Below are 22,671 nucleotides of genomic sequence, written 5' to 3' on the forward strand. Positions count from 1 at the left end.
ACAAGAAATCCCTGCCTGAACCGGATAGTTCTGTATTATCGACAAAGCAATACGTGGAACCCCGAAATGATGTTGAAATGCGATTGGCCGCTATCTGGCAGGATTTGCTGGGAGTTGAAAAAGTAGGTATCCATGACAACTTCTTTGAGTTGGGAGGACATAGTTTATTGGTTATAAAATTAGTTGTTCGTATTAATGAAGCATTTACATTAGATATAAACATTAACAGTATATTTGAATATCCAACTATTTCTGAGTTCATTGTGAATATGTATACAGCAATTTCTAGTAAGGATGCGATCATGATCCCTTTGCAGGAAACCGGAAATCAAAAAGCTTTATATTTAGCACCACCAGGAAGTGGGACAATCAATTGTTATGTAGAGTTGGCTAAATTATTAGGGGAAAATTACCCTGTCTACGCTTTTCAGTCTCCTGGATTATATGGGAAATCTAAAATTTCAACATCAATTGAAGAAATGGCATCTTTGTTTATTACAGAAATGCAAACAATAGATCCCTATGGTCCTTATCGACTTGGAGGATATTCTTTTGGAGGGCTTGTTGCTTATGAAATGGCATTGCAATTACGCAGTAAAGGATTTGATATTGAGGAATTAATAATATTTGACAGTTCTCTTATTGATGTTAATAGCATAAAACTCGAAGAGAGGGATCTCGATCAGGCGTTTAGGGATTATTTGCATGAAGAAATAAATGATATGTTCCGTAAAGAGTTTAATTGGTCAAATTTAGTACTTGAAGGAAAATCAAAGCAAGAGCAATTAGAGGAGGTATGTAAGTTATCTCAAAACTCAAATTTTAAAATAAATGAAGAAGAAATAAGAGGACGCTTGGAAGTCAAGTTTAATAATGAAAATTATTCATACTTGCATAAGCCGGAAGAAAAGAAACTAGATGTAGAGGTAACTTTGTTTAAGGCAATGTATGGTTTAATTGAAAAGGATGATGAAACTAGTATTATTGAAAATGATATGGAAGTTGATTACGGATGGAGCCAATTTACGACTAAAGAAGTGATCGTACATTTAATTCCTGCAACCCACATGTCCCTCTTAGATAATAATCATATTGGACAAATATATGAATGCTTGAAAGCAGAAGTTAAATTTTAAGAAAAAAACGTTTAAATAAAAAATAATAAATAAGATGAAAATACCAAGAGTTAAAAACATAACAGAAGAAAAATTTATAGAAGATTATATTTTTGCTAATAAACCAGTCATTGTAACAGATGGTATGGAAAAATGGGATATGGGAAAATTTACGCCCGAATATCTAAAAAAAACCTTTGGGAACCATAAAGTTCAAGTTTATAATGACTTATTTGATTTACAAACTATTCAGCCACTCGAAAAATACATAGACAATAATTTTTTTAGAACAGAAAAAGAAGGGTTCTCCAATAAATATATGAGATGGTATACAAAACTAAAAGAAGTAGAATTTTATTGGTCAGATAAAGTTTTTGAAGATTTAAAAAGTTCGTGGGGACATCCATACTTTATTCCAAAAACTTCATTAGCTATACCAAGTAATAATGATGTTTTAAACAGAAATGTAAATGAGTTCAATTATCCATATAAAGGATTATTTATTTCTGGCAAAGGTTCAAGAACAAGGCTACATAAGGATCCATTTACTAGTAATGCTGTTTTATGTCAATTTTATGGAGAAAAAAAAATATACTTATTTAGCCCAGATAAAGAATTGAATGTGATGGATAATAATCACGATTTTGTAGATGTTAAAAATCCGGATTATGTTAAGTTTCCAAATTTTAAAAATATTACACATGATTATGAAGATACATTGGTTCCGGGTGAAATCGTTTTTTTTCCTTCAGGTTGGTTTCACGATGTAACGTGTACATCAGATAGTATATCCATTACATGGAATTTCGTTCATGCTTTGCAGGTAGAGAGATTATGTAATCATATTGAAAATCATCCGGAAGATGATCAATTAGAAATTGCTAAATTTTTCCTTAAGGATGAAATCGATGGAAAAGCCGATTCAAACGAAATGATACAATTTTTTAAAAATAAATTTGCGATCGTTTAATAGATCCTAAATTGTATTTGAATACAAAATATTAAAAGATTTATTTCTATGGAGTTTCTATTTAGTAATAAGATGTAACACAATATTATAATTTAAAAGCTAATTTATAATAGAAAAAATCTGCCGCAAAAATTATATATCAAATTCTAAAAAATGAATAATCAGAAATTGTTTCTAAAACCAAATGTAGTAATTGAGCCATTGTTTGATAATTGGTATGCGTGGAGTCATTTGATTTCTCCTGCTACCAGTGCAATGAATATTACAGGGCGAAATTTGAAAATTATGAATTCCTATATTCAGGCACCTTCCGCTCATGCTGCAGCCGTTAAAAATCCTAAAATGCTCGGAGGCCCTTTTATTGATTATGATGGAAAAAGAGTTGATGAAATCCAACAATTAAAAGAAGAGACTCTGGAAAAGCAAAAAGATATGGTAGCTTTTAGTGAAGCAATCAAAACTCTGGATACTCTTTTGAAAAACAAAGCAAAAGGATACTCTTTAGATCCGTTGTATGAGGAAGTTCCTGAAATACTCAAGGGATATGTAGAACTTTATTATGACCTGAACAATCAAGCTTCTTTTAGATTTTTTGAACCTCTTTTGTATCATAGCAAATTTTACAATCCATCTTCACAAAGTATCTTATTATGGTTAACAGAAAACGATGAGCGTCCTTTTGTTTTAAGTACACCGCGTTTAGCAGATAAAGACAAGATTCATCTTAATATCCCATTCAGCCATAAAGGTCTGGATGCGTTAAGCAGAATGAAAAAAAATCCAGGAGATTTGGATTCTGTAAAAAAAGTATTAGGAATTAGTGAAGAAGACGAACCTGTTTTTGATTCTTTTTTTACTACTGAAGCCCCAAAAGAGTACAATAAATACGAAGGAGACAAGGTAAGAATGAGGTATTTCGGGCATGCTTGTATACTGGTAGAAACAAAAGATATCAGTATAATGTTAGATCCGGTAATAAGTTATTATGGATACGATCAGAAGGTTGAACGTTATTCGGATATGGATTTACCGGAAAGTATTGATTATGTTTTAATTACTCACAATCATCAGGACCATATTTTGTTTGAAACATTAATTCCTTTGCGCCATAAGATTAAGAATATTGTTGTGCCCAGATCTTCTAATGGTGCATTGCAGGATCCAAGTATAAAATTGATGCTAAATGCAATCGGTTTTGATAATGTTATTGAAATTGATGAAATGGAAGCAATCAAGTTTAGTGACTGTGTAATAACAGGTGTACCTTTTGTAGGGGAACATTCGGATTTAAATATACAGGCCAAAATATGCCATCATGTAAGTGTTGGAGATTTTAAAATGCTTTTTGTCGCAGATTCTTGTAATATTGAGTCTAGATTGTATCAACATGTTCAAAAGGTTTTGGGCGATGTTGATGTGCTTTTCTTAGGAATGGAGTGTGATGGAGCCCCTTTATCATGGCTTTATGGTCCCTTATTAACAGAAAGTTTACCAAGGGATAAAGATATATCACGAAGATTAGCAGGTTCAAATTTTGAAAAAGGTAAGGGACTTATTAATGCTTTTAATGCAAAAGAAGTATATGTTTACGCTATGGGACAAGAACCTTGGCTAGAATTCATTAGCAGTATAAAATATACAGATGAATCTAATCCAATTGTACAATCTAATATTCTTATTGAATATTGTAAAGAAAGAAATATTATTTCTGAAAGACTTTTTGGTGAGAAAGAAATTTTTTACAATTATTCAAGTGCAGAGGTTTAATTAAAATTATAAAAGGATAGAGTACTAAGAATATCTTTATTACTCAATATTACGATGCAGATCACAGGGTTTCTTTATTTTTTTACAATATAGATACTAACATAATTATTTTTTAGTGATCTAAAAAGAAATCGAATCAAGAAAACTGCATTCTGATTGAATTCAGAATGCAGTTTTTTTATTTCTATCAACGAAAAGTGTTTTTTGGTTTGAATTGCCACATTAAAAAAATTGGGACACCACCAAGTAATTTAATACGTAATATTATTAACATTAACGATCTTAAAAAATTTACTTTAGGTTATTTTAGACTCTGTGAATCGAATTTGGTTTCCTATGCAGTCAAATAAAGAGTAATTTTTTAAATAGCATTTGTCTCTTTTTTAGATTTATACTCTTGTAACCTCGTCCTCATCAGTCATATCTATAGTTTTTGGATGCAGGCTCAACAGTTGTAAAAAGATTGCAGTAAAAACTACAAATAAGAGTAGTACAAAAACGTTTCTTATTCCTCCACCATCAGCTGCTTTTCCTAAAAATTCTGTGATAACAGCTCCGGCCGAAATACCTGTAAAATTCATAATTCCATATCCCGTAGCCCTGTAGCGGGGCGCAACAAACTGACAAAGAATAGGCATATTGTTGGTGTCGTATATTCCAAATCCAAGTCCAAAAAGGATAGCGCCAAAAATAATAGCTGCTATGTCACAGCAATAGCCAAATAAAAACAATGCCGGAATGGTAAGAAACAATCCAATAGCGCTGGTATAAATTCTTCCTTTAAGATGTTTCATCACCCATCTGTCTGAAATGGCACCTCCAATTAAAACGCCAAAAAAGGAAGACATCGAAATAGTTACCGTTGCAATTGGTCCCGCTAGAGACATGTCTAAATGTAAAGTTTCAGTAAATAAGGTGGGTAACCAGTTTTTGGCTGCCCAGCCCGGTAAACTTGGTGCAGAGAAATAAAAGAGCAAAACCCAAAAGGAGATATTACCAAATAATATTCCCAATCCTTTGAACATTTGTCTGAATTCATTGTGGCCAGATGACTTTTTTGCTGGATCTGAGAAGTAAGTTTTTTTTTCTTGTATAAAAAATATTAGTATTAAACTGTAAAGCACACCGATTAAACCTACGGAATGAAAGCTGAAATGCCAGGAAAAATACTTGGAAATAGTAGCTCCAAAACCACCGAGTGCCTGTCCTAAATAAATTCCGGTGGTATGAATCGCAATTGCAAAAGAGCGTGTTTTTTCCTGATGGTAATCTGTAATTAAGGATAAGGCAGCCGGAATATAAAAGGCTTCGCTAAAACCCATAATGCCACGCAAAATATAAATCTGATTGAAAGTTGTGGCATAACCCATAGCCATAGTCACCCCGGACCAGATAAAAAGACTTCCTACAATGATTCTTTTTCGGTTAAACCGATCGGCTATAATTCCGGAAACAGGGCTCATAAACGCATAAATCCAAAGGAATATAGCCATCAAAAGACCGAAATTTTCAGCTTTAGCTAATTCAGGAATGTCATCCATCATCGCTGACTTCATAGTGGAGAGCATTTGTCGGTCTAAATAATTCAATAAAGCAACAAACCATAGTAAGCCAACAACAATCCATGGATAGGATTTTTTTTCATTCAATTTTGCAATCATTCTCTTTTTTCAAAATAAAGGCCGAATATACGAATTCAAACGCAACAGGAGAGCATTGTTTTTCCATGTTGTTTGTTTAATATGTTCGTACCGTAACTTCTTACATCCCGATTTTGCTGAATTCTTTATTTTTCAATATGTAAAGTGTCAAGATTGTGCCACAAAACTTTTGTTCGGCTTTATGAATATTGAAAATTGTTAGTTAGTTTAAGACTGTTTTGTGATTACTTTTGTTTTTCTTTTTGGACGGAGAAGGTACAGCTGGCAATAAAGTGGTCACCTGTTTAGTAATACAGGGCTTCAGCCAGCTGAGCAAAGGCTATGGTTGCGACCAGACCGATGTGATTATGAACATTACTGCAAATATTATCTCGGAACAGATAAACGGAGGCACCAGCAAGCAGATTTCAGAATGGTTAGGCAAGATTATCCAGGACAGGGAGAGGATTTCAATCAATAGCGCAGACATCTCCATCAGCCGTTCCAGATAATTGGATGCAGCGGGTTCTCCTTCTAAGATTTCATTAATGAGCTCTTTATTTATACCGAAATGGAATGGCTTTTTCAGGTTCCGGCACCGAAACATATGATTGTAAAAAAATGAAGGATTATTGATTTATTTAGTAATGGGTAAATTGCCCGCTACTGAAATTAATTACATAAAATCCTGTTATGGATTTTAAGCAGTCCTTTTATGGTGATAACGCTTCGGTCTGTATCGGAATCTAAAAAGATAAAACCCTGATCATGCAGCAGTATGAGAGTTTCTAATATAACCGCCTGATTTTGCTTCTCGGATGCTTTACTTCTTTCGAACGATAGGGAGCTGTTAAGAGCCGGACAGATTAATTGTGACAGCTCTTCCAGGGAACAGCTCATACCATATCTGGCAGAAAGAATCTGAAGAACTTTTGGTGTTATAGGTGAGGTTTCCATGATTGAAGTCTTTTACTTATATACGGGAAATAGCACCTTGTAGTTTTTATTAAGTTGCCGTTTTCTTTCTTTCTTTTTTTCTTTCTTTCTTTGAGACTGTTTTTATTTTTTTAGATTATTTTTATTTTAGACCGGTGAAGTGAGACAGGATTGGATTGGTCTATTTTTTGTAATGAGAGTACTACCTTTTAAATATGTTGTAAAAGAATTAATAGCATAGTATTTAATAAAGCAGCCTGTTTAATACCTCTTGGAAACCAAAAACATTATTTGCCGTAGATTCTAAGTTTTTGCTCATCAAAAAACGATGTGCACTGGCTTTGAAAAAAAATGAATATTATTTGAGGGAGGTTTAAATAATCTAAAAAATTATAACAGGATTTTCTTCTTTAAAAAATTTGTTGATTTTCGTTTTTGACATGGTCTATAACTGTTAAGCAGTTGAAAAGTATAAATGATGGTGAAGGGAATCGATTATTTTAGTATTTTGCCATAATTCCTGTTTCAGTACTTTGGTTATTTTCTGATATAAATTCTTCAGATTAAGAAATTTCTGAGACATAAAGATTTGAAGCAAGATCTGAGTGTAATGTTTTAAACTTGTTAAGTTTCATGCTTTTAGATGTTTAAATAGAGATTACTTTATTTAGAAAAAAAAGATGAAGAACTAAAACGATTAACTCTATCGAAATTGTAGAATTTATATTTATATTTGCTTGCTTTAAATTTGAAGTGTTTAATTAATTTTTTAAATGTTGATCTTCAACTGCGAAGATGCGGTATAATCTGACGTCTGGTATTTTTAAACTATTTTGAATTTCTAATATTTCCAACTGCAGAGATGAAAACATTAACATTGAAAGAATACAAGTATATATTTGACAGTATGTATACTAGTTTATGCTTGTTTGCCAATAAGTATATTGAAAACCTTGAAGCCTCACAAGATTTAGTACAAGATGTTTTTATCAGAATATGGGAAGAAAAAATTGCTTTTAAAAATGACAAAGCTATTAAATCATATTTATATACCGCCGTTAAAAATCAGTCTCTCGATTATTTGAAGAGTGTCTATGTAAGAACAACGCAATCTTTAGATGTGCAGGACATATCTAAATGGGAGGCGGATATGTTTTTTCATAGTGAGGTAGTTATCTCTGACACAAATCATATCTTGGAAAAAGCCATAACAGCGTTACCTGAAAAATGTGCTCAAATTATAAGATTGAGTATGAAAGGGATGAGTAATCCGGAAATTTCTGAGGAACTTAAAATTTCTGTAAATACCATTAAACTACAAAAAAAGATTGCTTACAAGCGCTTACGTCCCGTATTAAAAGATTATTTTCTTTTATTTGCTTTTTTAACCGAATTAAAACAATAGCTAAATATTATACAGTAATATGTCTGTTTGATTGTGAATATTTAGGCGTTTTTTTAAAAACGTTAAAAAAAATATTTTTTTTCTATACCCACTTTATCTTTTTTGTCGTCTTAGTATAAAAACCTAACTAAAATGACAACTTTAAACAAACTTTATAAACTTTCAAGACAGATTGCCCTATCGCTGGTCAGAGAAGAAGACCCAAAAGAATTAAAGGAGACAGATCTTTTTGAGCAGAAGTATAAAGATTATATTTTTGAAAACATAAACGATCCTGAAAAAAGGAGACAGCGACAATTATTATCCCAACAAATAAATAAAAAAAGAGCCTGGAAAAATGTACAAAAAGCCATTGGCGTAACTAAACCACCTATATGGAAATATGCTGCAGCAGCAGTGATTGTATTGGGTACTCTATTTTATTTTGCCCAACACGATTCTATAAACAAAATCGAAACCACCATTGTATCCGGAAAGCCAGTTATTGCGCCGGGTACCGATAAGGCTATCTTAGTTTTAGGAAATGGAAAGACTATTATTTTAGGAAACGGAAATTCATATAAAGGCAACGGCGTGACTGCAAATGATAAATCAGTAACCTATTCAGATAATAGTGTAGCAATAGAGTACAATTACCTTACCATTCCACGTGCAGGACAATTCTCTTTGTTATTAGCCGATGGAACGAAAGTGAGGCTTAACTCTGAAACCCAGCTGAAATTTCCTAATCATTTTATCGACGGTAAACCTCGTTTTGTAGAGCTGGTATATGGTGAGGCTTATTTTGAAGTATCTCCAAGTTCAGTTCATAAAGGGTCGCACTTCAATGTAAAAACTAAAGGACAAAATGTTGAAGTACTCGGTACCCAATTCAATATAAAAGCATATAAAGATGAAGAGAATCTAATAACCACCTTAAAAGAAGGTAAGGTTGTTATTGATTATGCTGCTAAAAAAGAACAATTAAGCCCTGGGGAACAATCTGTCGTAAGTGTAATGGCTTCTTCTTTAAGAATAGCTCCTGCCAATCTAGATAGGGAATTAGCCTGGTTGAATGGTCAATTTGTTTTTGATAATTTGACATTAAAGGATATTGTAAAAGTTTTATCCCGATGGTATGATGTGGAATTTATTATCAAAGATGAAACAATTAAAAATGAGAAGTTTAAAGGACAATTCAGCAAAAACCAAAACCTTGAAGTGATACTAGAATTAATTAAAACTACTAACCAAATTAAATCCTATGAAATAAAAGAAAAGACTGTGATTTTTAGATAAATATAAAAAGAGGGAAAGCATATAAACTTTGGCCGGTGTATAACAATCCCCCTTTTTGATTCCCAATGACCAATTATTTTTAATAACCAATCACCAATACAAATTTATGAAAATTAACCAAACCATTTTTCGTCCCTCCTGCAGGGATCGATATTTTATTTTTATGATCCGAACCATACTGTTATTCTGCTGTCTCACTGCTTTTAGTATGTCGCCAACCATCGCTTTTTCCCAAAACGAGAAAATTATTATAAAGCAAGAAGTTACAATCAGCGTTAATGAAATATTTGACTTAATTATCCAACAGACCAATTACAATTTTATCTATTCTCAAGATTTGTTTTTAAACGCACCCAAGGTAAATTTAAAAAAGGGAACAGTTAAAATTTCAGATTTACTTGAAAAATGCGTTACTGCTAATAAGCTTGAGTTTTCATTAGCAGGAAATAACACTATTGTAATCAAACCTGCTGTTGCAGCAATTCTCCGTAATTCTAATCAGCAAATAGAAATTCAGATATCTGGTATTGTAACAGATGCTAAGGGTTTAGCTATACCGGGAGTAAGTGTAACTTCAAAAAAGACAAAAAATACTGAAGTTACAGACTTGAATGGCCAATTTACTATACAAGTTGCTGAAAATGATATTCTTCAATTTTCATATATAGGTTATAAAACTAAAGAAGTTCCAATTATTAATAATAAGCAGCTTAAAGTAGCTTTAGAAGAAGATGTTACGGAACTTCAGGCTGTAAAAATTGTGTCTACAGGGATCTACACCAGAAATAAAGAAAGTTTTACCGGCGCGGCATCTACATTTACTGCTGCTGAATTGAGAACTATAGGAAATCAAAACTTAATTCAAAGTTTGAAAATACTGGATCCTTCATTTGTTCAAATAGATAATATAGCCGCAGGTTCGAATCCGAATATTTTACCAGACGTACAAATCAGGGGAGCTAACAGCCTGCCCGGTTTAAGCGGTGAATATGCAAATAACCCCAATTCCCCTTTGTTTATCTTGGATGGATTTGAGACTACTCTGCAGAAAATCTACGATTTGGATATGAACAGGGTAGCTGCTGTAACAATCCTTAAAGATGCCGCTGCAAAAGCTATTTATGGTTCCAGAGCGGCAAACGGAGTTGTTGTAGTTGAAACTAAAAGACCTCAAAAAGGGAAACTGAGAGTAAGCTATACGGGAGATCTAAATGTAACCGCTCCGGATTTGAGCAGTTATCATCTAACCAATGCCGAGCAAAAACTTCAGGTAGAATTAAATGCCGGGAGGTATAGTTCTAATTTTTATTATAGTGAACAATTACTCAAAGAGCAATATAATAGAACTTATGCTGAGGTGGCAAGAGGAGTTAATACCTATTGGCTTTCTCAACCCTTAACAACAGCTGTGGGGCACAAAAGCACATTATCTCTTGAAGGAGGGGATGATAATTTTACTTATGGAGCAGATTTAACGTATAACTCCATACCGGGAGTTATGAAAGAATCGGGGCGAAGAACCACTTCGGGCAATATATTTTTATCGTATCGTGTTAGTGATTTTATTTTTCGAAATATTCTGACGGTTACTGGCAATCATGCCTACGATTCTCCTTATGGTTCATTTTCTGAATACACAAGATTAAATCCGTATTGGACTCCTTATGATGATAATGGCAATATTAAAAAATTATTAGGACAGTTTAATTCCGGATCTGGAACTCCTATAAACTATTATAATCCATTATTTAATGCTACGTTAGGAACTAAAAATTTTAATGATTACATTGATATTACCAATAATTTTCAAGCAGAGTGGACTGTTTCCAAGGCACTTAAAATTGTTGGTCGTTTGGGCTATACGCAGATTCATGAAACCAGAGAAGATTTTTATCCTGCCAATCATACCCGCTACGCTGAATATTCAGAAGCAGATTTCTATAGAAGAGGCGATTATACGATAACCGATGGCAAAAGCCATTCTATTAAAACAGATCTTACGCTAAACTATTCCAAAACGATCAATAAACACCTTTTTTACTTAAATGCGGGATGGAACTTATACGAAGTGGGAAGCGAAAGCCATGGCGTGCATGCTCAGGGCTTTTTAAATGACAGAGTAGATTATATAAATTTTGCAAGGCAATATGCTCAAGATGAGCGACCATCAGGTTCTGATGCTCTTACTAGGGAAACAGGATTGCTTTCTGCGTTAAACTATTCATACGATGACCGTTATTTAGCAGATCTTACTTATCGTTTACAAGGATCCAGCATATTTGGCGCCGATAATCGCTGGGGGAGCTTCTGGTCGGTTGGTTTAGGATGGAATATCCATAAAGAAAAATTTTTCAAACAAGATTGGATAACACAGTTAAAATTGCGCACATCTACCGGATATACTGGAAGCCAAAATTTTAATCCTTATCAGGCCATGGCTACTTACAACTATTTTACAGATAGTTATTATGATAATATAGTGGGAGCAAAATTAATAGGTTTGGCAAACGATCAGTTGAAGTGGCAGCAAACGCAAGATTATAATTTTGGTTTGGATTTAGGCTTATGGAGCAAATTATCTTTACGATTTGATTATTACATAAGTCTCACTAACAACCTGCTTACACAGGTAGCTATGCCAGGATCAGTAGGGTTTAGCACTATTTCAGAAAATTTAGGCGAAATAAGAAATAACGGTGTCGATGCCACTTTAAACTATAAAGTATGGAGTAATCCGTCTAGCAATAGTTTTGTTAATTTATTTTTAAACGTTGGATCTAATAAAAACAAATTAGTTAAAATTTCAGATGCACTAAATTCAGTTAATGATGAATTAGAAGCAGATAGAGGTGCATCTACAAAACCTTTTGTAAGATATCAGGAGGGAAAATCTACTACTGCTATTTGGGCCGTTCGATCTATGGGAATTGATCCTGCTACAGGGAGCGAAATTTTTGTAAAAAAGAATGGAGAGCTAACTTATGTCTGGGATCCAAATGATCAGGTAGCTGTAGGAGAATCTACCCCTAAAGTTCGAGGAAGTTTTGGATTTAATGCACAGTATAAAGGTTTTGGTATCAACTGCGCATTTTCGTATCGTCTAGGAGGCCAATATTACAATCAAACATTAGTGGATAGAGTAGAGAATGTGGATATTCAATACAATGTGGATGAACGTGTATTTACTGATACCTGGAAAAATCCAGGGGATAATGCTTTTTTTAAAGCAATTGGCCGTACTCCAACCCGAACCAATCCAAGCTCCCGTTTTGTTCAAGATCTTGATGAATTACTGTTGAATTCTGTTAATATTTCTTATGATTTTAGAAATAAAAACTTTTTAGAAAAAGCGAGGTTGAGCAGATTAAGAGTTACACTATTCGGCAACGATTTAGCAAGAATGTCAACCATTAGAGCCGAACGAGGATTAGATTTTCCTTTTGCAAGAACGTTTTCTTTTTCTGTCCAGGCATCATTTTAACAGATGCAATATTAACGTATAAAGTTTTAAATCATGAAAGTATATAAAATATTTCCCCAAATAATTGTCTTAACACTATCGCTAGTTTTGAGTTCTTGTACAGACTGGCTCGATGTTGAACCCAAATCCCAAGTTCGCGATAGTAATTTATTTTCATCCGAAAGCGGCTTCAAAGAGGCATTGGCAGGCGTTTACACGACTTTGGCCTACGAACCATTATATGGAAGAGAAATGACCTTTGGATTAATGGGAGTTTTAGGGGCTGAGTGGGATTTTCAAAGTATTTCTTATGACTTTGATAAAACCTATGATTATAAAAATAGCACCACCTCTTTAAATAGAATTGATGCTATTTGGAATCAAATGTATAATGCAATAGCCAATGACAATAAATTATTAGAAGAAATTGATGCTAAAAAAGGAGCCTTTAGAGATAATAATTTTAACATTATAAAAGGAGAGGCTTTAGCACTAAGAGCATGGATTCATTTTGATCTTCTTCGTGTATTTGGAGCAAGCTATAAGGAAAATCCAAACAAATTGTCTATTCCGTATTTCACAAAAGCGAGTAAGGAAATTGCGCCGCAACTTTCAGTAGATGCAGTAATTACTAATGTTATTACTGATTTGAACCAGGCAGCAGAGTTATTGAAAAACGATCCTATAGTAACAGGTCAGCAAATTACTATTGCAGATGATAATGGATATTTAATGAATCGTCAGGTGCATTTAAATTATTATGCGGTTAAAGGGCTCTTAGCAAGAGCTTATCTCTATAAACATGATCATGCTCAAGCAGTCTCAAATGCTATGGAGGTAATAAATTCAGCGAAATTCCCCTGGATTACTCAAAATAGTTTGGTAGATGCAAATAATGCAGACCTTATATTTTCTACGGAACATTTGTTTGCTTTAAATATTGTTCGAATGAATACTATTTATCAAAACTCGTTTACCACAACAGGTGGCAGTAATGTTTTTTATATGTTTCCTGCAACCAGAACCGAATATTACGATAGTAACTCAGACGATTACAGATATCTATACTGGTACAGAGCAAACAATGAAGGGAATTATTTTTTAAGAAAGTACGAACAGTTAGAAAGTACAAGCTGGCCGACTGCTTATCGCAATAAAATGCCAATTATAAAATTGTCTGAAATGTTCTTTATTGCTGCGGAAGCACTCAAAGATACTGATATTACAAAGGCTTCAACATTGATTAATGAGGTACGCGTACACAGAGGGCTCAGTGCAATGACTATTGACAGCTCTGTATTTGATACTGTTTTATTACAAGAATTTAGAAAGGATGTTATAGGCGAAGGACAACTGTTCTTTTTTCATAAAAGATTAAACTCAAGCCGTATTCCTCGTTCGCCAATTAATGATATAATAGCTATTAAAGGTTACAAATTACCAATTCCAATAAGTGAGCTTAATAACGCACCTGGCAGAGTAGATAATCAATAATTAAAAAACACATTTCATCACTATGAAAAATATAACATTTGCAATACTAATCTGCTCCTTGCTATTTATAGGATGTGAAGAGGAACCCAAATCAATATATCCTGAAGATTTCAGCGGACTGAATTTATGGTTAGGCACTAACACTACAAAGCCAGATAGTTTGGAGTACAACTATGCTTTTAAATCACTTAACAGCGTCGACAGCATAATGTTTTCTGTTAGAGTAACTGGATTTTCTAATGCTCAAGACCGAACTTTCAGGCTAAAGCCAATAGGTGGAGATACCACTGCAATTGTAGAAGGAGTGCATTATAAGTTAAAGGACTATGTACTGAAAGCAAATACCTATCAGGATGTTTTTCCTGTTTATATCTACCGCTCTTCTGATTTTAAAAATAAGTCTGCTAAGATTGTTTTTGGACTTAAAGAAAATGAAAACTTTAAAAAGGGAATTACAGAACGTTCTGATTTAAAAATTGTTTTTAGAGACAAATTTAGTAAACCAGCTCATTGGGATGTAGACCCGCTTCCTTATTATAGGTTGTCTACCTTTTTCGGTGTCTATTCCGATGTTAAATTTCAATTCATTACAACTATAATCGGTGAAGCTCCAGTATTTAAAGTTCGTTATACAGGCACACCTGTTCCTCCTAATGAAATTAGTTACACGCGTGCTCAGTATTATCAAAATCGCTGCAAAAGCGAATTAATAAGATATAATCAAGAGCACAGTCAGCCTTTGAGAGATGAAAATAATGTATTAGTTGTTTTTCCATAATCTTTGGATAAGACTAATTAAAAAAAATAAAAATGAGAAAAGCAAATATATTTAAGTTGTACAGCTTCTTGTTTCTAATGATTGCAATGGTTTCCTGTTATGATGACAAAGGGAATTATGAGTATCAAAAGTTAGATGAAGTAACTATTGATGTTTCTGAAATGGAAACCTCTTATTCTATTTTACGTTATGATACCTTAACGTTGCAGCCTAAAGTAATCTATAAGGGCACACAAGTAAATCCTCAAAATCCTCAGTTTAAGGAATTAAGTTTCAGCTGGGAAATGTATCCTGCCCAGATCAATAGAGATGTACAGGAAAGACATGATTTAGCAACTACTTTGCACCTTCATAAAGAGATTACAGCCAATGAATTAGTTTGGGAGGTTCTTTTTACAGTAACCAATACAAATACAGGGGTAAAAACATTTGCAAAATTTCCTGTGGCTGTCACTCCTTCTTTAGCTGAAGGTTGGATGGTACTCTACGAAAAAGATGGCAATACAGATGTTGGTTTGATAACTAATAATGAAATTTCTAAAACCGCCACTAATGAACGGGTGTATTATGACTTATATTCAAATGCTAATGGAGCTCCAATACCCGGTAAACCTGGTTCACTAATTTATTCACTTGCTAACCTTACGGGAGCTCATGCCTTGTATATTCAAAGTTCTAATAATGCGGTTCGCGTCGATCCCACAACATTTAGAAGTACTGCCGTTTTTAATGATAAATTGTTTTGGACACCTCCAGCAGTACAAAGTCCCGAATTTGTTACTGCAACTATAGCCAGAAAAGAATTTCTAATAAATAACAATCAGCTGCATGTGGTTGATTACACCATTATTGCACCTGGAGACAGAGCGTTTAATGATGCCTTAGCTGGCAGTTATGGAAAATTAGCACCTTGGATGGCGACTGCAACAAGTGCTGCTTTTGATGCAATTCTCTACGACCAAACCAATAAGAGGTTTGTTAAAGTGGTTTCAAGGGGTGCAGAAATTATTCCTATTGCAACTACACAGCTTGCAACAGCAGCATTTGATGTCAAAAACGTTGGTTTAGAATTAATCGATTCTGATTTAGGATTCAGCAATTTCGAACATATGCTTATGAAAGATGCTGGCGGCAGTTATTTTTTACTAACCGCAAATTTTATTGGCGGAGAGACCACTACAATTGGACGAGGTAAATATAACATGAGTTCGTGTCCCGAAATAGCAAGTGTTAATGCCATTACCGCCGGGGCATATGGCGAAGTGTTTTACTATAGTTCTCCTAATAATTTATATCAATTTAAATACACGCCTGGCACTACAGATAAACTTTGGACTCCGCCAGCTGGCGAAACCATAACGACAATTTCTTTGCAAAAATATTACAATCAGAATAGAGCTACTGGTGTTATATACGATCCTAAGAATTTTTGTAAAATTTTATACATAGCCACTTATAATGAAAGTACAAAAATAGGATCGGTTTATCAAATGGGGGTAAATGAAACCAATGGGGCAATAATAACTGGTACAGAAAAAAAGTACACAGGGTTTGGTAAAATTAAAGCCATGGCATGGAAACCATTTATTGTCAGGTAATCGATTTCATCCCGATACGCCACAAATGTATCGGGATAAAATAATAAGTAATTAATAACAAAAAACAATAAAACTAAATAAATGAAAAAGTTTATAATTTCAGTGATAATGTGTTCTGCTACAATTGCAGTTAGTGCACAAGATTTTACCATTAAAGGAAAAATTAAAGGACAAGGCAACGAGCAAATAATTGTTCCTGGGCCTGAAGGAGATATTAAAGTACAAGCAAAAAATGATGTATTTGAATTGAGTGGTAAAGCCACAGATGAGCCTATTGTTACACAATTACGAACAAGTTACGATCGTAACATCTATTTAGGTGGAGGTAAAACAGGTATGTATATGCCAGCTCCAGGTTTAGAAATTGTCCTTAGTAAAGGAGCAAATATTACTGTCAATGGTAATGTAGAGGAACTGCATCTGGCTGAAGTAACAGGCGATATCCATAATGACGGTTTTACAAAACTAAGAAAATTACAAGCCAAAAACATAAAAGAAATGATGGCGCTTCAACAGCAATTCACAGAAATACGTATGATGGGTATTAAAGAAGAAACTGAGAAGCATGTAAAAAAGATGATGGCCAACCGAAAGGCTATTGAAGATGGTAAAAATACTTTTATTAAAGAAAATCCCGATTTACTTGCCAGCATTTATTACTTAAATCAAACATCCAAAAGTTATTCTGAAAGCGAGTTAGAACAAGCATTCAATGCCTTGTCTCCAACATACAAAAATACCAGATATGGTCAGGGTATAAAATCTAAAATTGAGGCCAATAAAATAATAAGTGATGGTGGTGCGATGCCTGATTTTACCAAACCTGATGTAAATGGTAAGCTGGTTAAACTTTCTGATTTTAAAGGAAAATATGTACTGTTGGATTTTTGGGGCAGCTGGTGTGGTCCGTGTCGTGCCGCTAATCCTCATTTAAAAGAATTATATGCTAAATACAAATCGCTAGGTTTTGAAATTTTAGGTGTTGCAAGTGAAAAAGTTCAAAGTCAGACTATAGCTGAAAAAAATTGGAAAGGAGCTATTGAAAAAGATGGCTTAACCTGGACAAATGTTATTAACAACGAAATTAATCTAAAACAGGATGTTGTTGAAATGTATAGTATAGAGGCATATCCTACACAAATTTTATTAGATAAAGAAGGACGATTAGTTAAACGCTGGAAAGGCTCCGGTCACGAAGAACTAGATCAAACATTAAAAGAAATATTTAAACAATAAATAGATATGATACCATTAAAAAAAATAAACCCTTTTTGCCTGAGTTTCATTCTTTTCTTTTTCGCATCAGTTGTCTTACAGGCACAGTCGGAGAAATCAATTGCTGTTTACGGACATGTTCAGAATCTAAACCCGGAGATTTTTAAAAAATACAATAAAATCTGGTTATATGAAGGCATTGGGAATCAAAGAAAACTTATCGATTCAGCAGTAGTAAATGAGCAGGGAGATTTCAGACTAAAAACGAATAAAAAACAAACGTTGTATTCCTTAGATATTTTAAAATGGCAGACCGCATCTTTTTGGGCCGATGCAGACGTAAAAGTTTTGGCTCGTGGTTATGATACGTCTAAATTTAAAATGAAAAATTCTGGTTTTGTTGAGCTGCAAAGTAGTTCTAAAGCAACTAAGATTATTAATACAGCAGATTACAATCAGTATCTAGCCTCCGAAGAAATGAAAATATTGAATGATGAATGGCTTGTGGCAAATCGTACGGCACAGCAGGATTCAACCTGGAGAAAATACATAAAGAGTGATGGGTTTATCAAAAAATCAGGAGAATTTAATAGACTTCGTTTGGAGAAATTTATTGAAGTTAACTCCGATAGCCCGGCCATCGCTTATTTACTGAGTTTGTATCCTACTGATAGTGACAGTGCGTTTTTTGAATCAAATATACAGCAGGCACTTAAAAAATATCCGCAATCCGAAAATCTGAAATATCTGGATAAGGAATATCAAACCAAAAAGAATATTAGAAATTCATTAAAAAATAAAAGCCAGATACCTGCATTTGCCTATCCTTCTCCTAATGGAGATGTAATCAGCATAGAGTCTTTTAAAGGTAAATATGTTCTGATTGATTTTTGGGCAAGCTGGTGCGGTCCCTGCAGAAAAGCCATTCCTGCGGTAAAAGAACTTTACGCTAAATATAAAGATAAAGGATTTGACGTGCTGAGTGTTTCCGTAGATTCTAATGAAGAAGCATGGCGCAAAGCTATGGCACAAGAAAATATGCCCTGGCCTCAGGTGTTAAGTCCTGATAAAGAAAAGACACTAAAAGAATTTATGATTGTAGGTATACCAACCTTATTTTTAATTGATAGAGAAGGTAAAATAATTCAGAAATTTACTGGTTTCAGCGAATCTTTAAAAGACCAGTTAGCTAAAGCAATTGAAAGTGAGAAGTAAAAAAACAGCATTTTTTCTACTGAAAAAGATATTTGTATTGCTGCTGTTAATCCACAGCGTTTTAACAGCACAGAATACAGAAAGTCAGGATAAAATCGTCAAAAAAATTTTAGAAAAATCTTATCCTGCAGTTGTAAAGCTGTGGGGTATTGATAGTTTAAACTTAAAACAAAACAGCCCGCAGTTTTCGGGTGTTGTCGTGAAGCAGGAAGGAATTATTTTAACGGCAGCTCATGCCATCCATCCGGGTAATTTTTATAGTGTACATTTTCCTGATGGAAAAACGGCGAGAGCTAAAGCTTTGGGAAGAATGGGAATTAAATCCATGCAGGGAAGACCTGACATAGGTCTGCTTAAAATAATTGATCCGGGAACTTACCCTTTTGCAGAAATGGGTTGGTCTGATAGCATGAGCACTAACAATTTGTGCGTTAGTATAGCTTATCCAACAACACTCGATCAAGAAATTCCAACAATACGTGTAGGTAAAATAGCAACCGTATTAGATCCGTGGGGATTTATGGTTTCAACTTGTAAAATGGAACCCGGAGATTCTGGAGGTCCGCTTTTTGATAACTTAGGAAGAGTTATTGCAATTCATAGCCGTATAGCTGTAGATGAAGATATTAATTACGAGTCACCGATCAACCTTTTCAGAGAATATTGGGAATATTTGCTGCAACCGATAAATTATGCAGAACTACCTTCAGATAAACTACAGTTTAAATCTGACACTTTAAAGTATAAACTTATAAATCTAAGCACTACACCGCATAATTTGGTAGCAAAAGCGATAGTTGAAATAGTAAGTAAGGCTGATGAGGTAAAAGTAATAGCTTTTGGGACACTTATTAAATCTCAAAATAAATCAAGAAATTCTTCATGGATTGTTACTAAAAGTAGTCTGCTAACAAACACTGTTTTAGTTAAACTTGATGGTAAATTATACGATACAAAAGCTGTTGCTACTAATTTACCAAATGATCTGGCACTTCTAAAAATCAATAAAATTAATAAAGAAGGCATTTCTAAAACTAAAGCTGCTGACTCATTTGAAAATCCTGGAATAACCCTTGTTAGTTTTTTAAGTGATAATAAAAATGAATTAAGTTCTTTAGGATCTAATGTTTTTAAATTTACCACTAAACCTGCCAAAGGTTACTTTGGTGCTGGCGCCAATTTTATTAAAGGAAATATAACCATTACAAGTTTAGGTCCCAATAGTCCCGCTGCAAAAGCAGGTCTGCAGATACAGGACCAGATAAAGTTCATTAATGGTATTGCTGTTGTGAAGCCAGAAGATTATGGCAGAGAATTAATGCAGTATAGGGTTGGTGATACTATTTCGATAAAGGGATTAAGAAACGGAGAAGAGTTCGATCATGCCGTAGTATTAGAAGAATTCCCCTTAAGCGACCATCCTTCGAATAAATTTCTGGGTGGCAGAAGTGAAAGATTTGATAATTTTGAAGCCGTTTTTGCTCATGATGCAAAGTTGCTGCCTTATCAATGTGGAGGGCCTGTTTTTAAAGCCGACGGAACTTTTATGGGAATTAATATAGCCCGGTTCAGCCGTACCTGTTCACTCGCAGTACCCGCTGATGTAATTTTTAATTTTGTAGAATCCGCTTTAAATAATGAAATTTAATTTTCCGTAAGAAAAAATTGAGAGAAATTAATTCGCATTGGTTATATGTTTTTAATTTTTTCTCAGATTTCTTTTATTTTTAATTTTGCCCGGCTGCAGGACAAGATGGTTTGGAATAAAAAAGCTTCAGATTCTTCTGAAGCTTTTTTTAATTCATAGCAGGGAATTGTGGTTTATTTCTGGATTGAATGCTATGAGTCTTACTGGCAGTTAATTTTGGTACCAGTTAAATCATAGCAGTCAGTCGCTGCGGCTTTTGCAGTATTTTTTTTTGTGAGCTCGAATACTTTCTTGTCTGAATTATAGCGGATGTAATCGGGAACAATAATTTCCGGAATTACCACTTTGCCTTTTCTATTGACAATGGTGTATTTATTTTCTCCATTTGTTTCCTTTGAGACCTTGTAATAACTCTCGGTGCCGGAGATATAGCCAAGACTGGAAACATTCTCAAAAAGAAGCGTGCGGCTTTCCCTGTCATAGATGTCCAGATTTTTACCGGCGCTTTCTGCTGTTCCGTGTTTTTCGATGCTGTACATGTTTGCGGTAAAACGAAGTTCTTTTACGTTTTTAGACGCGCCGTAAAGCAGTTCTTCTGTTGCATTGTCACAGATCTGGATATAGCCGTTATATTTGGCTACATTGAAAGGCCCTTCTGTAGAGAGGCTGTTGTAAAAATCGCCGTAGACAAAAGCTTTTTTGGCCAGGTCATAATAATTGCCTTTTCCTTGCAAATTTTCCACAGAAAAGGTATTTCCTGAAACATAAAAGCCGAATCTGGCATACTGTCCTTCGATGACTTTCTTCCCATTGATATCTACAAGCTCCTGGCTACCACTGTTTCCTAAAGCAAAATAATTTTCAGGGTTTACATCGCTTGGATAATAAACTTCCTGTATCCTTTTATCAGATTCAAAAAGCACTTTGTCGGTGGTAGGATCGATTAGAAAGTATTTATCATTTTTCTTTCCGATAAGATATCTGTTGATTTCGAGTCCTTTGACGTAATCATATTTTGAAATGTCTATTTTTTTTCTGCTATTCAGCTGCATGAGCTGTTGCGGGTCTCCCTGTTTTTCTTCATAAATAATGAATCCCGGAACTATAAAGCTGATACTAAACAGATCCGAAGGAAAAAAAGTGCTTCCGCTTTCGGTGATAATATTCTGACCTCCTGATTCGGTATAAACAATTACATAAGTGTGGTCTTCAGAATTGTACAGATTCTGCTTCATATTAAGTGCAAAATAATATCTGGAAAGATCAGCATTAAGTTTTTTTCCGTCAGGACCGATAATTCTGATATTGGAACACTTGGACATTTCAACCTGATTGATGCATTTATCAGTGAATATCTTAGAATTATTTTTTGTAGCGGTGATTAGCCTTGTATCAGCCGGGATCTTTTCAATAGTTCCGTTAAGATTGGACAGATAGGATTCCTGCTTTTCTCCGTACAACAGAAAATAATCATACATAAAGTTCTTTTCTGCAGCTGCGGGAATTTTGAAAGTATTGCTGCTGATGTTGACACCCATTTCCTTCAGCTTTTTGATCAGCTCTTCTGGCACTGGTCTGCTCGGGGCTAGATCCAGTAGTTTAAAAGGGACGCTGCTCTGCAAGACAGGGGCTGTAGAAGCTACTTTTTCTGTCGTTACTGTTTTTTTTGGAGGTTTTGCAGCTGTTTTTTTCTGAGAATAGCAGACAGGCGTTGCTAATAATGCTGTTAAAAGAAACGCTCCTGTAATACTTTTGGTTTTTGTAATTTTTTTCAATTTGATGGGCTGTTTAGAGTTAATTTTTTTAAGGTAAAAATTGAATTGCCTAAGCAAATAAAGAGAATAATTTGAGATATTTTTTACGGTTTTCCTCATTTTTCCGTAATTAGAGCGGGATTATTTTTTTTAGTTAGTTTTAGACTGTTTATATTTTTATTAGATTTTTTTAATTTGATTTTGGCCAGTGAGTGGATGATGGTTGGGGGCTTATTTGAATAGCATGAAATAATGTCAAAATCCAATTCATTATTTCACAAAACTAACTTAACTTTTTGTAGCAAAAAAGATATCCCTTTCTTAGGTCCAAGTTCCAAATGGGCAAGTAAGCTTGTTTACAGTTTACTTTTGAATTTAAATGTTAATAATATGTTTTG

The 22,671-nt window shown here is 34.1% G+C and carries 16 protein-coding genes; 13 read left to right on the plus strand and 3 right to left on the minus strand.

All coding sequences use genetic code 11. The features are described 5' to 3' along the window. From ACFS3A_RS25145 to ACFS3A_RS25155, 3 genes are all read left to right on the plus strand, one after another. A partial coding sequence (locus ACFS3A_RS25145; protein ID WP_379828310.1) for a thioesterase domain-containing protein occupies positions 1-1,136 on the plus strand: 1,136 nt, incomplete at its 5' end. Positions 1,137-1,170: 34 nt separating this feature from the next. Then, positions 1,171-2,085 carry a cupin-like domain-containing protein gene (locus ACFS3A_RS25150; protein ID WP_379828311.1) on the plus strand — a complete coding sequence of 305 codons (915 nt, stop codon included), beginning with the start codon at positions 1,171-1,173 and terminating at the stop codon, positions 2,083-2,085. A 153-nt stretch (positions 2,086-2,238) separates the two neighbouring features. After that, a complete protein-coding gene (locus ACFS3A_RS25155; RefSeq protein ID WP_379828312.1) occupies positions 2,239-3,852 on the plus strand; it encodes an MBL fold metallo-hydrolase in 1,614 nt (537 codons plus the stop codon). A 389-nt stretch (positions 3,853-4,241) separates the two neighbouring features. Here the strand turns inward: ACFS3A_RS25155 and ACFS3A_RS25160 are convergent, their stop codons facing one another. After that, entirely contained in the window at positions 4,242-5,513 is a 1,272-nt protein-coding gene (locus ACFS3A_RS25160) for an MFS transporter (RefSeq protein ID WP_379828313.1), read from the minus strand. Between the two features lie 272 nt (positions 5,514-5,785). On the opposite strand from ACFS3A_RS25160, the gene ACFS3A_RS25165 reads away from it, so the two are divergent. Then, entirely contained in the window at positions 5,786-6,004 is a 219-nt protein-coding gene (locus tag ACFS3A_RS25165; RefSeq protein WP_379828376.1) for a TraM recognition domain-containing protein, read from the plus strand. A 160-nt stretch (positions 6,005-6,164) separates the two neighbouring features. On the opposite strand, the gene ACFS3A_RS25170 is transcribed toward ACFS3A_RS25165, so the two are convergent. Next, positions 6,165-6,449, minus strand: coding sequence for a hypothetical protein (locus ACFS3A_RS25170; protein ID WP_379828314.1), 285 nt, complete (start codon positions 6,447-6,449; stop codon positions 6,165-6,167). Positions 6,450-7,290: 841 nt separating this feature from the next. On the opposite strand from ACFS3A_RS25170, the gene ACFS3A_RS25175 reads away from it, so the two are divergent. From ACFS3A_RS25175 to ACFS3A_RS25215, 9 genes are all read left to right on the plus strand, one after another. Beyond that, a complete protein-coding gene (locus tag ACFS3A_RS25175) occupies positions 7,291-7,833 on the plus strand; it encodes an RNA polymerase sigma-70 factor (protein WP_379828315.1) in 543 nt (180 codons plus the stop codon). Between the two features lie 132 nt (positions 7,834-7,965). Further along, positions 7,966-9,111: a FecR family protein gene (locus tag ACFS3A_RS25180; RefSeq protein ID WP_379828316.1), complete on the plus strand. Its 1,146-nt coding sequence runs from the start codon at positions 7,966-7,968 to the stop codon at positions 9,109-9,111. A 106-nt stretch (positions 9,112-9,217) separates the two neighbouring features. Beyond that, complete coding sequence (locus tag ACFS3A_RS25185) at positions 9,218-12,592, plus strand: SusC/RagA family TonB-linked outer membrane protein (protein ID WP_379828317.1); 3,375 nt, start codon at positions 9,218-9,220, stop codon at positions 12,590-12,592. 33 nt (positions 12,593-12,625) lie between these two features. Next, the gene (locus tag ACFS3A_RS25190) at positions 12,626-14,065 is read left to right on the plus strand and encodes a RagB/SusD family nutrient uptake outer membrane protein (RefSeq protein ID WP_379828318.1); all 1,440 of its coding nucleotides are present in this window, start codon (positions 12,626-12,628) and stop codon (positions 14,063-14,065) included. 22 nt (positions 14,066-14,087) lie between these two features. After that, the gene (locus ACFS3A_RS25195; RefSeq protein WP_379828319.1) at positions 14,088-14,843 is read left to right on the plus strand and encodes a DUF4843 domain-containing protein; all 756 of its coding nucleotides are present in this window, start codon (positions 14,088-14,090) and stop codon (positions 14,841-14,843) included. A 32-nt stretch (positions 14,844-14,875) separates the two neighbouring features. Next, entirely contained in the window at positions 14,876-16,441 is a 1,566-nt protein-coding gene (locus tag ACFS3A_RS25200) for a PKD-like family lipoprotein (protein WP_379828320.1), read from the plus strand. Between the two features lie 81 nt (positions 16,442-16,522). Next, positions 16,523-17,677: a peroxiredoxin family protein gene (locus ACFS3A_RS25205; protein ID WP_379828321.1), complete on the plus strand. Its 1,155-nt coding sequence runs from the start codon at positions 16,523-16,525 to the stop codon at positions 17,675-17,677. Between the two features lie 6 nt (positions 17,678-17,683). Continuing rightward, positions 17,684-18,871 (plus strand): TlpA family protein disulfide reductase, encoded by a 1,188-nt coding sequence (locus ACFS3A_RS25210; protein ID WP_379828322.1) that lies wholly within the window; start codon positions 17,684-17,686, stop codon positions 18,869-18,871. Beyond that, complete coding sequence (locus tag ACFS3A_RS25215; RefSeq protein WP_379828323.1) at positions 18,861-20,519, plus strand: S1C family serine protease; 1,659 nt, start codon at positions 18,861-18,863, stop codon at positions 20,517-20,519. The genes ACFS3A_RS25210 and ACFS3A_RS25215 overlap by 11 nt, the downstream gene beginning before the upstream one ends. Before the next feature lie 200 nt (positions 20,520-20,719). Here the strand turns inward: ACFS3A_RS25215 and ACFS3A_RS25220 are convergent, their stop codons facing one another. After that, positions 20,720-22,294 (minus strand): hypothetical protein, encoded by a 1,575-nt coding sequence (locus ACFS3A_RS25220; protein WP_379828324.1) that lies wholly within the window; start codon positions 22,292-22,294, stop codon positions 20,720-20,722. Positions 22,295-22,671 lie beyond the last annotated feature (377 nt).

Origin of the sequence: Flavobacterium notoginsengisoli, assembly GCF_042686225.1 — a bacterium.
Classification (GTDB): Bacteria; Bacteroidota; Bacteroidia; order Flavobacteriales; family Flavobacteriaceae; genus Flavobacterium; species Flavobacterium notoginsengisoli.